The organism is Streptomyces sp. NPDC005485 (genome assembly GCF_040606085.1).
Taxonomy (GTDB): domain Bacteria; phylum Actinomycetota; class Actinomycetes; order Streptomycetales; family Streptomycetaceae; genus Streptomyces.
The window spans coordinates 11,836-30,927 of sequence record NZ_JBEXDZ010000016.1; the positions used below are offsets into that span (position 1 = coordinate 11,836).

13 protein-coding genes and 1 pseudogene are annotated in these 19,092 nt (G+C 68.8%); 6 read left to right on the forward strand and 8 right to left on the reverse strand.

Annotated features, from left to right (window positions below):
* Positions 1-259 precede the first annotated feature (259 nt).
* Complete coding sequence (locus ABZS97_RS08375; RefSeq protein WP_356135024.1) at positions 260-3,052, forward strand: DNRLRE domain-containing protein; 2,793 nt, start codon at positions 260-262, stop codon at positions 3,050-3,052.
* Between the two features lie 835 nt (positions 3,053-3,887).
* On the opposite strand, the gene dctA is transcribed toward ABZS97_RS08375, so the two are convergent.
* On the reverse strand, positions 3,888-5,285 hold the full coding sequence (dctA, locus tag ABZS97_RS08380; protein ID WP_356135026.1) for a C4-dicarboxylate transporter DctA: 1,398 nt from the start codon (positions 5,283-5,285) through the stop codon (positions 3,888-3,890).
* The gene (locus ABZS97_RS08385) at positions 5,282-6,400 is read right to left on the reverse strand and encodes a PrpF domain-containing protein (RefSeq protein WP_356135028.1); all 1,119 of its coding nucleotides are present in this window, start codon (positions 6,398-6,400) and stop codon (positions 5,282-5,284) included. Before ABZS97_RS08385 ends, dctA begins: the two co-directional genes overlap by 4 nt.
* 146 nt (positions 6,401-6,546) lie before the next feature.
* Here ABZS97_RS08385 and ABZS97_RS08390 point away from each other — a divergent pair, with 146 nt between their 5' ends.
* Entirely contained in the window at positions 6,547-7,452 is a 906-nt protein-coding gene (locus tag ABZS97_RS08390; protein ID WP_356135030.1) for a LysR family transcriptional regulator, read from the forward strand.
* A 396-nt stretch (positions 7,453-7,848) separates the two neighbouring features.
* Positions 7,849-9,543 (forward strand): RICIN domain-containing protein, encoded by a 1,695-nt coding sequence (locus ABZS97_RS08395; RefSeq protein ID WP_356135032.1) that lies wholly within the window; start codon positions 7,849-7,851, stop codon positions 9,541-9,543.
* On the opposite strand, the pseudogene ABZS97_RS08400 reads toward ABZS97_RS08395, so the two are convergent.
* The 4 genes and pseudogenes from ABZS97_RS08400 to ABZS97_RS08415 form a co-directional block, all read right to left on the reverse strand.
* Positions 9,536-10,773: pseudogene (locus tag ABZS97_RS08400) on the reverse strand (RNA-guided endonuclease TnpB family protein). The gene ABZS97_RS08395 and the pseudogene ABZS97_RS08400 sit on opposite strands and share 8 nt — an antisense overlap.
* Positions 10,774-11,044: 271 nt before the next feature.
* Complete coding sequence (locus tag ABZS97_RS08405; RefSeq protein ID WP_356135114.1) at positions 11,045-13,435, reverse strand: non-reducing end alpha-L-arabinofuranosidase family hydrolase; 2,391 nt, start codon at positions 13,433-13,435, stop codon at positions 11,045-11,047.
* A gap of 139 nt (positions 13,436-13,574) precedes the next feature.
* Complete coding sequence (locus ABZS97_RS08410) at positions 13,575-14,360, reverse strand: hypothetical protein (RefSeq protein WP_356135034.1); 786 nt, start codon at positions 14,358-14,360, stop codon at positions 13,575-13,577.
* Complete coding sequence (locus tag ABZS97_RS08415) at positions 14,357-14,887, reverse strand: SigE family RNA polymerase sigma factor (protein ID WP_356135036.1); 531 nt, start codon at positions 14,885-14,887, stop codon at positions 14,357-14,359. Before ABZS97_RS08415 ends, ABZS97_RS08410 begins: the two co-directional genes overlap by 4 nt.
* A 474-nt stretch (positions 14,888-15,361) precedes the next feature.
* On the opposite strand from ABZS97_RS08415, the gene ABZS97_RS08420 reads away from it, so the two are divergent.
* Positions 15,362-16,315, forward strand: coding sequence for a nuclear transport factor 2 family protein (locus ABZS97_RS08420; RefSeq protein ID WP_356135038.1), 954 nt, complete (start codon positions 15,362-15,364; stop codon positions 16,313-16,315).
* Positions 16,316-16,951: 636 nt separating this feature from the next.
* Here the strand turns inward: ABZS97_RS08420 and ABZS97_RS08425 are convergent.
* Both ABZS97_RS08425 and ABZS97_RS08430 read right to left on the reverse strand, forming a co-directional pair.
* Positions 16,952-17,098, reverse strand: coding sequence for a hypothetical protein (locus ABZS97_RS08425; RefSeq protein WP_356135040.1), 147 nt, complete (start codon positions 17,096-17,098; stop codon positions 16,952-16,954).
* A gap of 140 nt (positions 17,099-17,238) precedes the next feature.
* Positions 17,239-17,676 carry a MarR family transcriptional regulator gene (locus ABZS97_RS08430; RefSeq protein WP_356135042.1) on the reverse strand — a complete coding sequence of 146 codons (438 nt, stop codon included), beginning with the start codon at positions 17,674-17,676 and terminating at the stop codon, positions 17,239-17,241.
* Between the two features lie 124 nt (positions 17,677-17,800).
* Here ABZS97_RS08430 and ABZS97_RS08435 point away from each other — a divergent pair, with 124 nt between their 5' ends.
* Both ABZS97_RS08435 and ABZS97_RS08440 read left to right on the forward strand, forming a co-directional pair.
* On the forward strand, positions 17,801-18,181 hold the full coding sequence (locus ABZS97_RS08435) for a hypothetical protein (RefSeq protein ID WP_356135044.1): 381 nt from the start codon (positions 17,801-17,803) through the stop codon (positions 18,179-18,181).
* Between the two features lie 102 nt (positions 18,182-18,283).
* Positions 18,284-19,090 (forward strand): MBL fold metallo-hydrolase, encoded by an 807-nt coding sequence (locus ABZS97_RS08440; protein WP_356135046.1) that lies wholly within the window; start codon positions 18,284-18,286, stop codon positions 19,088-19,090.
* Positions 19,091-19,092 lie beyond the last annotated feature (2 nt).

The window sequence follows — 19,092 nt, forward strand, 5'->3', positions numbered from 1 at the left end:
TAACGTCCCGGCCACGCCGATCTCATGGATCGGTCAATGTGGTGGGTGTCACCCTGGCCCACCGCGCGCCACAACACTCGATGTCACCTCGCGCTCCCGCGCTCGGTGCGTCGGGGTGGTCCTCTCGGCCGCGACGGCCCCCAAGGGCTGCGGCCCGGCCGCGGTCCGGCCGCGGCATCGCGAATGCTCCGCGCCGTCTCCAGCAGGCGGCGAGCGCCTGAACAGACCTGCAAAGGTCTCGTCCTGAGGAGAGACAGGCATGATCCGACCGGACGGCGACGACGCCGACCCGACCCCCGCCCGGACGCGACGCAGATCGCGCGTGCAGCGCGTCATCGCGGCCGCCGCGAGCGCCACCATCGCGGCGGCGAGCCTCATGCTCGCCGGCGCCGTCCCCGCACAAGCCGCCACCACCGTCCACACGTACGCGCCGACGGGTGTGGGAGGCGGTACGACGACGTCCCCGGACCAGGCGTCCACCAAGTACCAGGTGCAAGTCGCCGGCACGCCCGTCCAGGCTGTGCGCTACACCGCGAACCGCAACAACTTCGACATCGCGCGCTTCGCGTCGGACTCCCGGACACCGACGATCACGGTCACGGTGCCCAGCACCACGATCGACACGGTGCACGTCTACCCGGAACGCTACTACCCGTCCAGCAGCATCTCGGTGAGCGCGGACAAGCACACCCTGACGTTCCAGATGTCAGCCGCCGCCGGGTTGAACCAAGCGATCGTGATGGTCAACGGCGACTCGACCAGCGTGACGGGACAGCCCTACCTGGCGGTCATCAACGACCCTCTGGAAGACCCGGCGCAGCGCCCGAACACCACGAGCGCACCGGACGGTTCCGGCGTCAACCTGCAGACCGGTGTCCTCAACTTCCAGGAGTTCACCGCGAAGTACCTCGCGGCGCACCCGAACAGCACGGCTCAGCAGGCTCCCGCGGCGACGACGAGCTCCATGGCCGGCAAGACCGTCAACGGCACCGCCATACCCGCCGGTCAGAAGAGCTCGGCCGGGACCCTGGTGAGCGCGAGCAGCACCAATGTGCGGTACCCGAATGTGCGGGTCATGGCCGCCGACGACGTCACGTACGCCCTGAAGGCCGCCATCGACACCATCAAGGCCAACCCCACGGCGCTCAACACGCTCTACTTCCCGAACGGCACGTACGTGTCGTCCGGTCTCCTGGTCAACGGTGTGGACGGCAGCAAGCTCAAGGGCGGCAAGCTGAAGATCTACACCGGTGAAGGGGCCCTGCTGAAGAACCGCATCCAGGGGTACATGGAGGCGTTCGAGCCGGCGGTCGGGATCATCAACTCGAGCAACATCGAGATCGACGGTCGCGGTATCTACGACGGCAACGGCGTGGCGAACTACCGCATGGACTCGCACGACGCCTACCGCAGCGTGCACCAGGGCGGCGTCATGGTCATGCACTCGTCGGACATCACGTTCAACGAAACCTACCTGCGCGACTCGAAGCAGTGGAACTGGGAGACCCACACCGCCAAGAGGGTGACGTTCAACAACATCAAGGGCCTCACCCCGTACGCCCAGCCGTGGATCGACGGGACGGACTTCGCGAGCGGCCAGGACATCACCGCCAACGGCGTCTTCACCCTCGGCAACGACGACGCGTTCGCCTCCGGCCACTACAACCCCAGCGACGGATTCACCCCGACGGCCGCCGGCGTGTGGGGCAACTTCGCGCTCGGCACCGCCACCCCCGACATCCAGGGCTATGCCAACGCGGCGGGCGCCCACGACGCCGTCGCCGACGAGCTCGGGTTCGACAGCTACCACTGGGACAACGCGGACTCGAAGAACATCTCGGTCCGCGACACGCTGAGCTGGTCCTCCGGTGCCGGCAACTCGATCCGCATCGGCTGGAGTTCGTGGGGATACAAGCTCAACAACTACACGTTCGACAACTTCAACTCCATCTCGCAGGGGGCCGGCGGCATCTTCACGCAGAACAGCCCCAAGCCGTACCCGCGCATCTCGAGCATCGTGATCAAGAACAGCTCGTTCGACACCTCCCGGTACCCGTCGGGACCGATCAGGCTCAACGGCGGCAACGGATCCACCCAGACCATCACCGCCGACGACCAGGCGACCTACGGGTTCGCCCCCAACCCCGACGGTTCGGGCACCACGTACACGTACACCAAGACCCCGATCAGCACCTTCCAACTCGACAACGTGTGGTTCTCGCAGCAGGAGACCAGCAGCCCGTTGAACGGCACCACGAACGTGACGCTGAACAACCTCAGCGTCGCGAACCAACCCGTCGAATACACCAGCCAGTTCCCGCTGGCACCGAGCGGGATCGGCACGCTGACCACCACCTACACGGACGCGAACGGCCAGACCCGGAACGTCAAGCCCGGCGCCCTCACCAACGGCGACAGCTGGGTGGGCGCGTGGACCGGCGACCAGACCAAGAACAACTCCTCGGACCTGACCCTCGTCACCCGCAACACCGGCGTCGGCTTGATGGGCGAGCAGTACACCACGGGATCCGGAGACGGAAAGCTCTCCTACATCCAGGTCCCCATCAGCAGCCTCACCAAGTCACCGACCCAGGCGACACTCCATCTCACCTACGTCGGCCACCGCTATTCGACGGTCCCGTCGACTGACACCGACCAACTCCTCGTCCAACCCGTCACCGACACCACCTGCACCGGCGGCGGCACCTCCTGCCCGGTCTCCACGATGACCTGGCAGAACCGGCCGAGCTTCACCGCCACGACCTCCTCCGTCGCCAAGTCGGCCACCTTCAACCTCGGTTCGACCGTCGTCGCCGAGGGCGGCGGGACCCACCAGGGCAACGCCGTCGACGGCCGCGACATCACCATCGACATCACGTCCTTCGTCCAGAACGCCTACACGGCAGGTCAGTCCACGCTCCTGCTCGCCGTCGGCAACGCGGGGGGCACCAACCACGAGCTGCGTTTCGTCAGCTCCGAAGGCGCCATGGGCTCCGGGAAGCTCACCAACGGGACCGCCGAAATGGCGCCCGGGGTGACCGTGACCCCGTAGACCCCTTCGCGGCCGGTCCGTCCCCTTGGGGGCGGGCCGGCCGCAACCGTCCGTCTCCGCCGTCCACCGCTGTGGACGACCCATCTGGTTCGCCTGGTCGGCGTCCTGGACGAAAACGGCCACGACGTCGCCCGCCGTGCCCCCACCCGAAACGAGCACGAGGCCGTCACCTCGACCAGCATCAACGACATCACCATCTTGATGGGGCCGCCACTGCCCCGGGACGGCCAACCAGCCAGATCACCGACTTCTCACATTTGAGCGACTGCTGATCATTCGGAGCCGGTCTCCCAGGCGTGCGCTTCTGCAACGGCGACTACCGACCGGCACTCGCACCCGGCCCCGGAATGCCTCTCGGCCGCCGTGCAGGGGCTCCCTCTGCCTCTGGCCGGGCGGCGTGCCCATAGCGTGCCCTCAAGACCGGTCAGTCACGGTCGACAGCGGTGCGATCCGCTGTCCCCGAGTGCCGGGCCGGAGTGCATACGGCCAGGTCAGAAGCTATCCAGCTCGGCAAGCGCCGTCGCTTCCCAAGCTGAGAGTGCGAGTTCGATTCTCGTCACCCGCTCCATGATCAAGGCCCAGGTCAGCGACCTGGGCCTCTTTGCTGTGCACGGTGATCTATTGCCGCGTGCCAGATTCGTGCCAGAACGGTGATCGTCGGGGACGACCATCCAAGGTCAGCAGCCGGCTCCCATGCTCGTCACCCAGCCGGGCGACGAGCACCTTCTGAGTCGTGACCATGACGGGTGTACTGCCGGCGAGGACCTGGTAGACGGGCAGGGCCCGCACTGTCCCTCACGCACGCTGACTGGCACGCACTTGTCGCAGCGCGACGTCAGCTTGCGGCGGGGACGGGGACGTGGGTTGGTGCTGGTGTCTCCGTCGGTTCGGGCTCGGCTGTCACCGCGGCGGGAGCGGGGGTGGGGGCGTAGGGGATCTCTCCGCGCAGGACGGCCTTCGCGCGGTCCTCGTCCAGCTCGCCCTCCCACCGGGCGACGGCCAGGGTGGCGACGCCGTTGCCGACGAGGCTGGTCAGGGCGCGGGCTTCGGACATGAACCGGTCGATGCCGAAGATCAGTGCGAGGGCGGCGACGGGGACGTGCGGCACGGCGCTGAGGGTGGCGGCCAGGGCGATGAAGCCGGAGCCGGTTACGCCCGCAGCGCCCTTGGAGGTGAGCAGCATGACAGCGAGCATGGACAGCTGCTGGGTGAGGCTGAGGTCGATGCCGAGGGCCTGGGCCAGGAAGACCGAGCCCATGGTCAGGTAGATGGCGGTGCCGTCGAGGTTGAAGGAGTACCCGGCGGGCAGCGTGATGCCGACGACCGGTTTCGAGGCGCCCAGGTGCTGGAGCTTGCCCATCATGCGCGGCAGGACGGGCTCGGTGGAGGACGTGCCCAGGACGATCAGCAGTTCTTCCTTGATGTAGCGCAGGAAGGGCAGCAGCCGCAGTCCGTTCAGGCGCATCACGGTCCCGAGGACGACCAGAACGAAGAAGAGGGCGGTCAGCCAGAACGAGCCGACGAGCAGGGCCAGGTGGCGCAGGGTGCCCAGGCCGTAGTTGCCGATGGTGAACGCCATCGAGCCGAACGCGCCGATGGGGGCGAGCCGCATGATCCAGCGGATGAGCGTGAACAGGACCGTGGAGAACTTCTCGATGCCCCGGGCGATGCCCAGGCCGGCCTCTCCGCTGGCGTGCAGGCCGAAGCCGAACAGCACCGACACCAGCAGCACCGGCAGGATCTCGTTGCCGGTCAGGGCGCTGACCAGGGTGGCCGGGATGATGGCGAGGACGAACTCGGCGAAGCCCTCGTGAGCCGTGGTCGCCTCCGGCGGCAGGCCCTTGGTGGTCAGGGTCGAGAGGTCGACGTGCAGACCGCTGCCCGGCTTGACGACGTTGACGACGACCAGGCCGATCACCATGGCCACGGTGGTCAGCACCTCGAAGTAGATCAGAGCCTTCAGGCTCACGCGGCCGACCGCGCGGGCGTTGCCCATGGAGGCGATGCCGTGGACGACCGTGCAGAAGATGATCGGCGCGATGAACATCTTCACCAGCGCGATGAAGCCGTCGCCGAGCGGCTTGAGATCAGCGCCGACGGACGGCCACAGCCAGCCCACTACGGCGCCGAGGAGGACGGCGATCAAGCACTGGATGTAGAGGTGGGACAGCATCCGGCGGATGCGGTCCGGTGGCGCGGTGACGGTACCCGGGGCGGCGTCGTTGCGGCTCATGCGGGGCGTCCTTCCAGGACGGGAACGAGGAGTTCGGCTCGGGCGATACGCCGGGCGGCGCGGTGCAGCAGCACCGTGGGGGACGCGCTGTCCGGTGCGGGGACGGCTTGGGTGGTGATCACGCCGGCGGGGGTGCCCAGGCGCAGCGTGCCGTCGGCGGTCTGCCGGGCGACGCGGTGGGCGAGGGTGCCAGGGGTGGCGGCGGCCGTGGCCAGAGCCACGGCGGAGGTCAGGCCGATCGCCGGGTGCGGGGCGTGCATGGAGACCATGCGCACGGCCAGGTCGTACTCGTCCTGGTTGACGAGTATGCCCTGTGTGGTGCGATAAGGGGCAGGTCGGGCGACGATGCCCACCTTCGGCACCGCATGGCTGACCGGGTCGCCCTCGCGGGCCAGGCCCATGGCCAGCGCTGCCTGGCGGCGCAGCAGTGTCAGCGCGGGCACTGCGGTGGCGAACGCGGTGAGGGATTCCGTGCCGTCGAGGCCGAACGCCTTGGCCTCGAACAGCGCGGCCGGCGCGCCGGCGTCCACCAGGGATGCCTCGACGGGACCGTCCGGGCCGGTCAGCTCGTCCAGTGCTCGGCCGGTCGGCAGTGCGCGGCCGGTCGTCGAGCCCGCCGGGTCCTGAAATCCGAGCAGGACCGGCACGCCGGGCGCCGAGGTACCCGGCACCACGGCCGTGCCCTCCTCCGGGGCCACGCCCGCGGGGGTGGGGATCGTGCCGGTGAGGCGGGCCCCGGTGTTGACGTTGAGCATCCGGACGGTGGTGGTGTCCGACGTGATCGGCACGAGGTTGTGGTGGACGGCGTACAGGGCCACGGCGGTGGCGCAATTGCCGCAGTTGCTGGCCCACTCCACGCGCTCGTCTCCGATACCGACCTGCGCGAAGGCGTACTCGACATCCACACCGGGTTGGGTCGATGCCTGGACGACGGCGGCCTTGGAGGTGGTGGAGGAAGCGCCGCCCACGCCGTCGATCTGGCGGGGGTCGGCGGCATTGAAGGCGGCGAGCAGCAGGGCATCGACGTCCACACCCGTGGCGGCCACGTCGCGGTGGTCGAAGATCCAGCACTTGCTGGTTCCTCCGCGGATCATCTCGCCCTGCAGACGCAGCACAACTGGCTCCTCACAGACGTGGAAGGGGAAGCCCACGGACGGTCTCGCCGTGCGTGGTGTCCTCCACGGTGGGTTACGGCAGCGTGAAGTACAATCTCGCAAATCTGCATGGCTATTAAGCTCAAGTGAACGCTTAAGGTGGCGGCATGCTCGACGTCCGGCGCATCCTGCTGTTCACCGAGGTCGCCCGGCGCGGCTCGGTGACCGCGACCGCCCGCGCCCTCAACTACACCCCGTCAGCGGTATCGCAGCAGATCAGCCGCCTGGAAGCAGAGGCAGGACAGCCCCTGCTGGAGCGCCACGCCCGGGGTGTCACCGTGACCGACGCCGGACGGTCGCTGGCTGAACGAGGTGAACGGATCGAACGCGAACTGCAGGCCGCGGAGAACGAACTCGCCGACTTCGCCGGCCTGCGCGCGGGCACGCTGCGCATCGGCACGTTCCCCACCGTCGGCGCTTCGCTCCTCCCGCAGGCCGTGATCGCCTTCCGGGACGCCCATCCCGACGTACGGCTGACCGTCCGCAGCGCCCGCATCGCCGGGTTGTGGACGATGCTGGAGAACCGGGAGATCGAGATGTCCCTCATGTGGGACTACGACTGGAGCCGAATCGACCGGGAGGACATCGTCATCACCCCACTCCTCGATGACCCGCCGGCCCTTCTCGTCAGCGACCACCATCCACTCGCCGGCCGCGACGCCGCCTCACTCGCCGACTTCGCAGACGACTCCTGGATCACCCGCGCCGAGCATCACCCGGTGGCCGGAGCCCTCGTGCGCGGCTGCCGCGCCGTCGGCTTCGAGCCCCACATCGCCTACGAGGCCCACGACTACCAGGAGGCCCAGGCCATGGTCGCCGCCGGCATCGGCGTCGCCCTCGCTCCCACGCTGGCCCTGGAGGGCATCCGACCCGGCGTGAACGTCCTGCCCCTCCAGCCGCCGGCCCCCGTCCGCCGCATCCTCCTGGTTCGCATGGCCGACCACTCGCTCACCCCCGCCGCCCTGACCTTCGCCGGACTCCTCCGCGACGCCGCTGCGGCCCGAACCCTCTGACACCGAACCACGCCCACCGGTCATGGAACCGTCGCGCGGGCTCGCCGAACCCTCCTTCGTGGCCCTGGCCCGTGAACTCGCCTGCGGGCGAGGGCCGGGAGCGGCCATCAGGCGTTCGCCACCGCCGACGTCAGCCGTGCCGTACTCCGCAGCGAACGGGAAGCGGTCAAGGCGAAACAAAACTGTGGCTCTTCGCGGCAACCTTTTTCGGCCTCTCGGACCACTCAGCGTTGTCCGGCCAAGTGGTCCGGTCAGATGCAACAGCTGAAAGAGAGCACAGGCATGTCCCTGGAACGAGAGCACAGACATGTCCCCGGTCCACCCACGCGCGGTGGTCGTCCGAGGCATCGTGGTCGTCGGTTGCTCGCGCGTCGGGGACTCTGGGGGGGTCTCGCCATGGTGGTCGTGGCCGGCTCGGCTGTCGTGGTCAGCCAGGCTTCGGCGGACCAGAAAACCCTGGATCTGAAGAAGTGGTACGTGCTGGTCAACCGCAACAGCGGCAAGGTGCTGGACGACCGCGGCTCCGCCAAGAACGACGGCGCGGCGGTGGTGCAGTGGGCGCGCCACGGCGGGGCCAACCAGCAGTGGCAGTTCATCGACGCGGGTGACGGGTACTACCGGCTGAAGAACCGGACCTCCGGCAAGGTGCTGGACGACCTCGGCCGGTCGAAGACCGCGGGCTCCGCCCTCGTGCAGTGGAAAGACCTGAACGGCAGCAATCAGCAGTTCAAGCTGGCCAAGTCGTCCAACGGCTACGTGCGTTTGGTCAATCGCTTCAGTGGCATGGCTGTCGGTGTCCGCAACGCCGCCAAGGCCGACGGGGGCGGCGTCGTCCAGAACCGCGACCGGGGCGGCGCCGATCAGCAGTGGCAACTCGTCCCGGCCGGAAGTGTCGGCGGCGGCGGTACGCCCACCGCGCCGGCCGGCGGCGTTCCCGCAAGCCCGGCTCCGAGCGACAATCAACCATCGTCTTCGCCTTCGTCTTCGTCGCCCGCGGGTGGCAGCGGTGGTTCGGCGAAGCGGTTCATGGGCAGTGACACCGTGCTCATCGGCGGCTCGATGTCCGACGCCTCGGCGGCCGCCGCACCGTTCGACGCGCGCTACGCCTATGTGCACAGCCAGCCCGCGCCCTCGTCGGACTACTACACGGCAGCGAAATGCCAGGACGGGTGGTCGGGCTGGTGGGGTTGCTGGAACGGCAGCACCACGGCGCCCGGCACGTACGTGACCTGGCGGGACGACGTGGCGGCCCACGCGACGTACAAGGGCAGCCCGCGTCCGCAGAAGATGCTCTGGACCTGGTACTCGTTGCGCGACCTCGGGGATGCGGCAGGCGAGGGCGACGGTCCGGGCGAGGTCAAGGCCATCAACCGGCTCGACCTGCTCACCCGGTACCTGAACGACTACCGTTTCTTCCTCCAGAAGATCGGCACGTCGCACGACGCGATCGACCTGGAGCCCGACTTCTGGGGCTTCGTCCGCTCGCTCGGCGATCCGCACCAGGTTCCCGCACAGGTCTCGGGCGCGAATCCGAAGGACTGCGGATCGCAGGAGAACAGCGCCGCCGGACTCGCCCAGTGCCTGATCTCGATGGCGCACAAGTACGCGCCGAACACCGCCGCGGGGATGCACCTTTCCTGCTTCGACTGGGAGACCAACACGCAGGCGTGCGTCAAGGACTACGCGAGCTTCGGGGCGAAGAACGCCGACTTCCTGGCCACCGATGTGTCGGACCGCGACGCGGGCTGGTACGCGCAGTCGGCCCACGGCGGCAGTGACCACTTCTGGAACGACCAGAAGGCCGCCGCCGCGCTGAAGTTCTACAAGACGATGGCCGAGTCCGTGGGCAAGCCGGTGGTCCTGTGGCAGATCCCCTTGGGCAACATGGCGCAGAACAACACCCTCAACCACTACAAGGACGACAAGGTGGACTGGTTCTTCGCCCACATGGACCAGGTCGCGAACGCCCACGTCGCCGGCCTGTTCTTCGGCGCAGGGCAGGACGAACAGACCACGGTCGAGTCCGACGGCGGAAACCTGATCAACAAGACGATCGCCTATCACAACTCGGGTGGTACAGCGCTTAATTGACTTGTACCCCCTCCTGAAGGAGGGGGATTCCGACCATCCCGTTCGCTGCTGTGCCGCTACGCGGCACGTGCTCGGAGCGGGATTCCATGACTTCCGATACCGCCAGTCCGGCGGCCTGTTTGACGTTGATCGCGGCGTTGTGGTCCCGGTCGTGGACGGTGTCGCAGGCGGGGCAGGTCCACTTCCGCACGTGCAGAGGCTTGGGCCCGTCCCGGTGCCCGCAGGTGGAGCACGTCTGGCTGGTGGGCTCGAACCGGCCGACCTTCACGAAGGTCCGCCCGTAACGCTGCGCCTTGTATTCGAGCATGCCGACGAACTGGGCCCAGTCCGCGTCGTGCACGCTCTTGGCCAGCCTCGTGCGTGCGAGTCCGGATACCGCCAGGTCCTCCACCGCGATCGCTTGGTTCTCGCGGATCAACGTCGTGGAGAGCTGGTGGTGGAACTCCTTGCGCGCATCAGCCACCCCCGCGTGAGCGCGGGCGACCTTCAACCGGGCCTTGGCCCGGTTCCTCGACCCCTTCTTCTTACGGGAGAGTTCCCGCTGGGCCTTCTTCAGCTTCTTCTCCGCGCGGCGCAGAAACCGCGGGGAGCCGATCTTCGTTCCGTCGGAGAGGACCGCGAAGTGGGTGAGCCCCAGGTCGATGCCGATCGCGGCCTCAGGGTCCGGCTCGTCCCAGCGGGCCCGGTCCGTCTCGTCGTCGGTGTCGATGACGAAGCCGGCGAAGTACCGGCCCGCCGCATCCACGATCACCGTCACACTCGACGGCGTCACCGGCAGGACCGTGACCACTTCACCTTCACAGCGCCGATCTTCGGCAGCGACAGCCGCCCACCCCCGGTGATCTTCCAGCGGGCGTTCGCGGTGAACCGGATCGCCTGCCGGGCATCCTTGCGCGACCGGAAACGCGGCGCACCCACCCGCTTCCCCCTGCGCTCCCCCTTCAGCGAGGCGAAGAAGTTCCGGTACGCGGCCTCCACATCCCGCAACGCCTGCTGCAGGACCACCGAGGACACCTCGCCCAGCCAGGACCGCTCAGGGGTGTTCTTGGCATGGGTGATCAACTGCTGGGACAGGACAGCGGCCTTGGGGTAGGGCGCCTGAGCCGCTCGGGCATCCTCACGGGCGCGCACCGCGTCGTTGAACACGACACGGGCACACCCGAACGCCCGCGCCAACGCCACGCGTTGACCAGGCTCCGGATACAACCGGAAGGCATACCGAAGCTGCATTCGCCGATCGTACGAACACACGACACCCCCTGTCGCCGGGAACACCCGTTCCCCACTTCACCCCCGTGACCCGCAGCGTCCGGCACCGCCACAACGGCACCGTGGCGCTCCGCCCCACAGTCACGAGATCGGCTTCACCACCGGCGTGAACGCCGATGCACTGCCGATGAAGCCCGGTAGCGGCGCAGCACTCACCACGAAAGGCGCCCCCATCTCTTCGATGGGGGCGCCTTTCGTCATCTTCGTCGGGCTGGAGACTCCGGGAGGCGGGTCAGCGCTTCAGGGTGAGAATGCCGGGGCGGTACGGCAGGTTGTCGTAGGAGGTGCCCGGCGGGGTGTTCGGGGTCTTGCCCTGGTAGAGGAACTGCAGATTGCAGGGGTCGATGGTCATGGTCTGGTCGGGGTTGCTGCGGACCAGGTCGCCGTGGCTGATGTCGTTGGTCCAGGTGGCACCGCTGTTGGCCTTGCCCGCGAAGGGGGTGGACTCGGTGGCGGCCTGCGCGGTCCACGGACCGTTCAGGCTGGAGGCGGTGAAGGAGCGGAAGTAGCGCTGCTCGCTCGCACCGCGAGCCTCGACGATCATGAGGTACTGGTTCTGGCCCTGGACCTTGTAGACCTGCGGTGCCTCGAACAGGTTCTTCGTCGTGTCGCTCATGACGGTCGTGTACGAGGAGCCGAAGCTGCCGGGGAAGTTCCCGATCGGCATGGTCGACTTGTAGATCTTGCCGTTGTCACCGGCGAAGAACAGGTACATGTTCTTGTCGTCGGCGATCAGGGTCTGGTCGATCGGGCCGGTGGCGGAGTCGGTGCGGGGGATGCTGCCGGTGAACAGCGGCTGCGGCGCGGACCAGCCGCCCGGGTCGGTGGGGTCGCTGGAGGTGCGGTAGCTGAAGGGCCACGGACCCCACTGGTACGCCAGCACCCAGAGCTTCTTGGGCGCGAAGTAGAACAGCGTGGGCGCCACCGCCTTCTCGCTCATGCCGGTCTGGCGGGCCGACGCCATGTCCGACCAGTTCGTGAAGGGGCTGAACGCCATCGAGCCGTAGGCCGATCCCGAGTAGTTCGACCCGTAGACCAGGTGCTTGCCGTTGTAGGTCACGGTGGTGAAGTCCTTCAGCGAGGCCCACCCGTTCGCCGGCTGCGCCAGCGCGTCCGTCGAGGTCCACCGGTACGTCGACGGAAGCGCACATGTGTCGCTCTTCGGCGCCGCGGCCGGCTGGAAGGTCCAGCGTTGGTTGGCGCCGCTGTTGGTGTCCCAGATCTGGACGGGAGTGCCGTTGGCGGTCCGACCGCCGGGGAGCTCCAGCGCCCGGCCGCTGGCGACGTTGGTCAGCGTGTAGGAGCCGTCGCTGTTCCGGTGGGCCTTCCAGTGCTGGTGGGCACCGCCGTTGGCGTCCCAGACCGTCAACCTCGTCCCGTTGGCCGTCCGGTTGGCCGGCTCGTCCACCACCCGGCCGCTGGCGATGTTGGTCAGGGTGTAGGAGCCGTCGCTGTTCCGGCCTGCCCGCCACTGCTGGTTGGAGGCCCCGCCGGCGTCCCACGCCTGGAGCGGAGTGCCGTTGTCGTTCTGTCCCGCGGGCTCGTCGAGAACGCGTCCTGCGGCCGCGTTGGAGAGCGTGTAGACAGTGCCGGAGGTGATGTCCCCGGCCTGTGTGCCGCCGCTGCCGGTGCTGCCCAGGGCGCTGAGCACGGCGCTGTAGGCGGGCTTCTTGTTGCCGCCCGCGTCGAACAGCAGCGCGTTCTCACCGGTGCGCCAGGAGTCGCTGTCGCGGATGCCCCACACCGTGATGCCCGTGCAGCGAGCGACGTTCATGCACGCCTGGACGGCGTTGGTGTAGGCGGTGGCGGACGCCTGGGCGATGTCGAGCTCGGTGATCTGGACGTCCACGCCGAGCGCGGCGAAGTTGGACAGGGTGGTCTGGAAGCTGGCCGGCGGGCCGCCGGCGGAGAAGTGGCTCTGGAAGCCGACGCAGTCGATGGGCACACCGCGGGACTTGAAGTCCTTGACCATCTTGTAGACGCCCTGGGTCTTGGCGTCGGACCAGTTCTCGATGTTGTAGTCGTTGTAGCAGAGCTTGGCGGCGGGGTCGGCGGTCCGGGCGGTGCGGAAGGCCTCCTCGATGAAGCCGTCGCCCAGCACGTCCTGGAACACGGAGCTGCGGTGCCGGCCGCTGCCGCCGTCGGCGAAGGCCTCGTTGACCACGTCCCAGGCGTAGATCTTGCCCTTGTAGTGGGTCATCTCCTGGGTGATGTGGTTCTTCATCACCGTGCGCAGGGTGCCGGCGTCGGTGATGGACTTGACCCAGCCCGGCAGTTGGGAGTGCCACACCAGGGTGTGGCCGCGCAGGCGCTGGCCGTGTGCGGTGGCGTGTTCGGCGATCCGGTCGGCGGCGGCGAAGGTGAACGACCCACGGGAGGGTTCGACGGCGTCCCACTTCATCTCGTTCTCCGGGGTGATCATCTTGAATTCCCGGTCGAGAACGGCGGAGTACGTGGAGTCGCCGAGCCTGCCCGCGGCCACTGCCGTGCCGAAGTAACGGCCGCTGCCGGCCGCCGCGTCGGCGACCGTGGCCGGTGCGGCGTCCTCCGGCGCGCGTGCGGCCAGGGCGACCAGTGGTACGGCGGCGCCCGCGGCGGCGAGGACCACCGCGGCGGCGATCACGCGGCGGGTCGCCGGACGGCGGCGATGAGAGCGGTTCTGATCTGACAACGGAATGTCCTTCTGGCGCAGCGGGCCTTGATCCAGCCCCGGATGCCTGTCAGTTGCCGCCACGCACACAAAGGTTGCCGCACAGCGGCGTTCACCGTGTCGGGACGAACCCTCCCCGGACCGACGCGGAGCCGCCCGAACCCCGCGCGTCGACGCGGTAGCCGTCGCCCGCGGCACTGTGCGCGCCCGCGCCGTTGTTGAACTGCGCGGCGAACTCATGGTTCCCGGCCGGCACGGTCAGGCCCGGCTTGAGTCCCCAGCGGTAGACCAGCGCGCCACCGGCCTCCTTGACGGTGACGGTGAAGTCATCACCCGGCAGGGTCTGCCAGGTCCCGGTGCTCTTCGCCCCGCCGGTCTGCACGATGCGGATCTCGACCGTGAGCGAGGTGAGCGGCTGGGTCGTCTTGAGGACGAGGTTGCTCTGAGTCCAGTAGACGGTGCTCTTCGGATCCAGCGAGCCGGCCGACCGCAGCGGCCCGTTCCGGCTCTCGTCGGCGGTCGGCGAGGGGCTGGTGGTCGACGGAGTCGGGCGCGAGCTGCCCGGGCTGGTGACCGGGGGCGGCGCGACCGGGGTGGGGCGGGCCGAGGTCGGGTGCGGGGAGCTGACGGTCGGGGACGGGGTGGCAGGCGTGGTCACGGTGGGCGTCGGCGGCGGGGTCGCGACGATGGCGGCGACGGCGAGGCCGCCGGTCGTCAGGATGCCGCCGGCGGCGAGCCCGGCGAGGGCGACCCTGGTCCCGGACCGCGCGAACGGTCGCGCGCGGTGACGGACGGCGGGGCCGGCCATGCCGCGTTCCACCCGGGCCAGCATCCGCGCGCGGTCGGGCCGGTGGGCCTCGGCGGCCTCGCGCAGCCGACGGTCGATCTCCTCGTTCACCGGTTCCTCCTCCCTGGCACCAGGTCCTCGGCCGCGTGTGCGCCCAGTAGCCTTTTCAGCTCGGCCATTCCCTTCGAGGTCTGGCTCTTCACCGTTCCGACCGATATGCCCAGCGCTGCCGCCGTCTCCTTCTCCGACAGGTCGAGAGAGTGTCTCAGCACCACGCAGGCGCGCTTGCGGTACGGCAGCCGGGCGAGCGCCGCGCGGACGTCCAGCACGGCCGCCGTGTCCGGCCCCTCCACCTTCTCCGGACCGCGGGACCGGAACAGCGTGATCCGGCGTCGCTCCCGGACTGTGCTGCGGATCCGTCCCCGCGCCAGGTTGGCCACCACACCGCGGGCGTAGGCGAGCGGGTGGTCGGCCTGCCGCAACCGGTCCCAGCGCTGCCACAGGGCGACCAGGGCATCCGCCGCGAGGTCGTCCGCCGCGTCGGACTCGCCGGTCAGGAGGTGTGCCAGACGGGCGAGTTCGGCGTAGTGGCGTTCGAAGAATTCGTGGAACTCCGCGGACGCGTCATCGAGGACCATCCCCCGGTCGCCCTCTCCTTGCCATGATGTGCGCATTGGTTGCGTGTTCAACAACAACGGGGGGCGCAGCCTAGCAGTGCCGGGCCCGGGATTCGAACGGCGGTCGCGCAAGGTTGCGGCGCGGCGTGCTTCGTTGCCCTCATGCCCGTCCATCCGGTTGTTCGACTCGGCTTTCCGGCTCCCAGTTGCCACAGAGGACGAGAAGGTTGCCGCCCCCGACGCTGTTTTCCCGGCGACCGGTGCACGGTACGGCGAAGGAGTCCTTCGCGTGCCCGGCACCGGCACGCCGGCCCTCGCCAAGGACGGCACCTTCACCCTGCGTCCCAGGCAAGAGCGTCGAGAAAGGTCAAGGAACGCCAAGGGGCGGCAAAGGTAATTGACATGGACCGCTCCGTGATGATTATCTGCCGATGCAGAGTTTGAAACTTCAAGTTACTCCCCGGTTTCGCACGCATGAGACGTTTGGAGCGCACCATGCCCCCTACTGCCCCCACCACTCCCGCCCGCAGGGCCGTCGTCGCCTTCCTCGCCACCGCCGCGGTCCTGGGCGCGACCGCCGTACCCGCCGTGGCGGCCCCGCACGGCCCGGCCGCCGGGCTCGCGGCGCACAGCCAGGGCGGCTACGGCGATGCCGCCCGCCTCGGCTACCAGAAGACCGTCGCCATCACCGTCACCAAGAGGGTGTTCGAGCACGGTGACACCGCGGTCGTCGACCGCTACGTACGGCCCGACTACATCCAGCACAACCCGACCGCGGCCGACGGGGCGGCGGGTCTGAAGGCCCTGGCCACCTCGATCCACCAGCAGTTCCCCGACGCCCGGTACAACGTCAAGCGGGTCATCTCCCAGGGCGACCTCGTGATGCTCCACTCCAACGTGGTGCTGGTCCCGGGGACCAAGGGCGCGGCCGTCATCGACATCTTCCGCTTCCAGGGCGGCAAGATCGCCGAGCACTGGGACGTGATCCAGAACGTGCCGGACACCACGGCCAGCGGCAACGACATGTTCTCCACGCTGAGTTCACCGCAGGTCTCGCAGCCCCTGGACCACCGGCTCACCCAGGCCAACGAGGCTCTGGTCGTCAAGGCCTTCGACGAGCTCATCGTCCACAAGGACCTGAGCGCCCTCGACCGCTACTGGGACCCCGGCTACCTCCAGCACAACACGCAGATGCAGAGCGGCGTGCCCGCCGCGAAGGCCGGCCTCGGCGGTTACTTCGCCTCGGCACCGCAGCTGACGGTCACCCCGAAGCGGATCATCGCCGAGGGCGACCTGGTGGCCGTCCACAGCGACTACGTCAACTATCCCGGAGACCGGGGCACGGCGATCCTGGACCTGTTCCGGGTGCGGAACGGCAAGATCGTCGAGCACTGGGACATCATCCAGAACGTCCCGGAGACCTCCGCCAACGACAACGGCATGTTCTAGAGGCCGGGACCCTGCCCGTCGGCCCCGTGCCGTTCGGTCGGTGCGCACGGTGGCGAACACCGCCCGGGCACGGGGGCCGTCGGCCGCCTCCCAGGCGCCGCTGACGCGGCCGGCCGCCGTCTCGGGGCGGGTGTCGGGTGCGGTGGGGTCCAGGACGCGGTGCAGGCGCAGGACCCCGCCGTCCGCGGCGGCCAGGACGGTGCCCCGCTCGTCGGTGACCTCGACGGGCCACGGCGGGGAGGGGGAGCGGCGCCCGTGCAGGAACGGGTGACCTCGCGGTCGGGGGGCGGTGAGGCTCTGGGTCTGGGCCTGGACGCGGCCTCGATCAGCGCGAGGAACTGGGCGTACGGCACCGGTCGTGACGGCCGTCGTAGGCCTGGCGGGGCTCAGGATGCCGGGATGCAGCTACCGCAGCGTGCTCGCCAAGATCGCTCCGCCGGCTGGACGCCGAACACCGCGTTCGGCCGCGGCGTTTCCGTAACGCCGTTCCGAGAAGCCCGTCGCTGACGGCATGCCCGCACCCGGCAACGGTCCGAGCGGTACACAGCCGTCCTCGACCGCTCCACCCCCACCGTCCGCGACCTGCCACATACCGGGCACTCCGCTTGCTCGCCACGCTGCATCGCGATGACTCGCTCACCGGCCTGCCGACGCCTCCGCCGCCATCGTCTGCGGCAGCGGCAGCGGCAGCGGCAGCGGCAGCGGCAGCGGCAGCGGCAGCGGCAGCGGCAGCGGGCCACCGTACTCCTGGCAATACCGCCGAGCCGTCTTGTCATCCCCCACAACCCAGATGATCCAGCCGTACACACCTCACGGCCAGGGATCAGAAACGCCTGATGAACCGACGACCGTCATGTGGAGCCAAGGGCAGGCTCTGGCGGCGGCCGAATCCCGCGACGGTGATCCGGATCAAGGACAGGAACTTACGCGTTCGCGTCGCGGAGCGTGCGCAGGATGCGCCCGAGGTGGCGGCGGTCCTCGGCTGAGAGTGGTCCGGCGAGGTGGTTGCGCAGGTGGGAGACGTGGGCGGTCAGTGCGTGGTCGAGCGCCTGACCGCCCTTGTCGGTCAGTACGGCGAGTGCGGCTCGTCGGTCGGCAGGATCGGGGTCGCGGCGGATGAGTCCTTCCTTTTCCATGCGGTCGGCGAGCCGGGTGAAACCGCCCGAGCTGAAGGACACGGCCTCTGCCAGGTCCGTCATGCGGAGCTGGTGGCCGGGGGTGCGGCCCAGTCGCAGCAGCACTTCGAACCAGGTCTGCGGTATATCGAGATCGCGGTTCACCAGGGGCTTGATACGGCTGTGGGCCTCCACGAAGAGACCGAAGAGTGTCACGTCGTCGTCGTTCAGCAGTTGTTCATTCACTCCTCAAGGATGACAGAAGGACAGGCGTGGAAGAATCTGCCGTTGCAATAGTTGTTGTGGCAGATATATTGTCTGCGTCGGCAGATACTTCACCGTGTCCACCCCACAGATGTGGAGTCCACCCATGGGAAAGCGTGTCCTGGCCGCCTCCGGCGTCGCAGCTCCCATGGACGGCGTCCTCGCGTCCGGCCTGTCTGCGGCACCCACTTCGGCGGACGCCGCCACCTCCTCCTCCGCCGAGCGGACCGGCTCAAACGAGGAGACCCGGTTGCGGGCGCTGTACCGGCAGGTCGTGGCCGACAGCGACCGGCACGTCGTCTTCACCGGTGATGGCAGGTCCGGGCAGGACGACTGCCTCAAGAACGCGTTCGAGAAGAAGCAGCGCCGCCCTCGCCCGTTGCAAGGCCCGCCTCGGCCTCTGCATCGGCGATGTACACGGCGCCCACTCGTCCGACCCCACGTCCTCAGCCTCCACCCGATCGACCAGCAGGGCACCCAAGGCTGAACCCCTGCCCGACACGGGCTGCCCGCCTCGATCCGGTTCACGTCGTACACCTCGCCGCGAGGCGATTTCCCCGACCATCACCCTTCACCCGAGGAACCACGCATGAGCACTCTCTCCTTCACAGTCCTCGATCTCGACTTCCCGGCCGGCAGCAAGAACAAGACCGCCACCCTCGTCACCGGCGAGAACGAGGCGCTGCTGGTGGACGCCGGCTTCACCCGCGCCGACGGCCACCGTCTGGCTGCCGAGATCCTCGACTCGGGCAAGACGCTGACCACGGTCTACGTCAGCCACGCCGACCCCGACTTCTACTTCGGCGCCGAGGTGATCGCCGACGCCTTTCCCGAGGCGGTCTTCGTCGCCACCCCGCTCGTCATCGAGCACATCGCGCACTCCTACGAGGGCAAGCTCAAGGCCTGGGCGGCACTCGGCCCCAACCTCCCCACCCGCCTGGTCGACCTGGCCCCGCTGACCGGCGACCTCACCCTGGAAGGCCACCGCTTCGAGCTCAAGGGCGGCCCGGCGGGTCTGCCCGACCGCCACTACCTGTGGCAGGCCGAGCACCGTGCGCTGCTCGGCGGTGTCCTGCTCTTCCAGCAGGAGCACGTCTGGGTCGCCGACACCCCCACCCCCGGCGACCGCGCCGCCTGGATCGACCTGCTCGACGAAATGGCCGCCCTCCAGCCCGAGTTGGTCGTCCCCGGCCACCGCCTCCCCGGCACCGCCGCCGACGCCTCCGCCATCACCGCCACCCGCGCCTACCTGATCGCCTTCGAGGAGGAGCTCGGCAAGGCCGCCGACGGCGCCGCGCTGAACGACGCCCTCGTCAAGCGCTTCCCGGACAACGGCATGCTGATCGCCGCCCAGATCGGTTCGAAGGTCGCCAAGGGCGAGATGAAGTGGGGCTGACG

Bases quoted from the DNA above. Each gene is read 5' to 3' on its own strand.
- ABZS97_RS08375 (WP_356135024.1), top strand. From the start codon at position 260: ATGATCCGACCGGACGGCGACGACGCCGACCCGACCCCCGCCCGGACG.
- dctA (WP_356135026.1), bottom strand. From the start codon at position 5,285: ATGAGCCGCAACGACGCCGCCCCGGGTACCGTCACCGCGCCACCGGAC.
- ABZS97_RS08390 (WP_356135030.1), top strand. From the start codon at position 6,547: ATGCTCGACGTCCGGCGCATCCTGCTGTTCACCGAGGTCGCCCGGCGC.
- ABZS97_RS08395 (WP_356135032.1), top strand. From the start codon at position 7,849: ATGGTGGTCGTGGCCGGCTCGGCTGTCGTGGTCAGCCAGGCTTCGGCG.
- ABZS97_RS08415 (WP_356135036.1), bottom strand. From the start codon at position 14,887: ATGGTCCTCGATGACGCGTCCGCGGAGTTCCACGAATTCTTCGAACGC.
- ABZS97_RS08420 (WP_356135038.1), top strand. From the start codon at position 15,362: ATGCCCCCTACTGCCCCCACCACTCCCGCCCGCAGGGCCGTCGTCGCC.
- ABZS97_RS08435 (WP_356135044.1), top strand. From the start codon at position 17,801: ATGGGAAAGCGTGTCCTGGCCGCCTCCGGCGTCGCAGCTCCCATGGAC.
- ABZS97_RS08440 (WP_356135046.1), top strand. From the start codon at position 18,284: ATGAGCACTCTCTCCTTCACAGTCCTCGATCTCGACTTCCCGGCCGGC.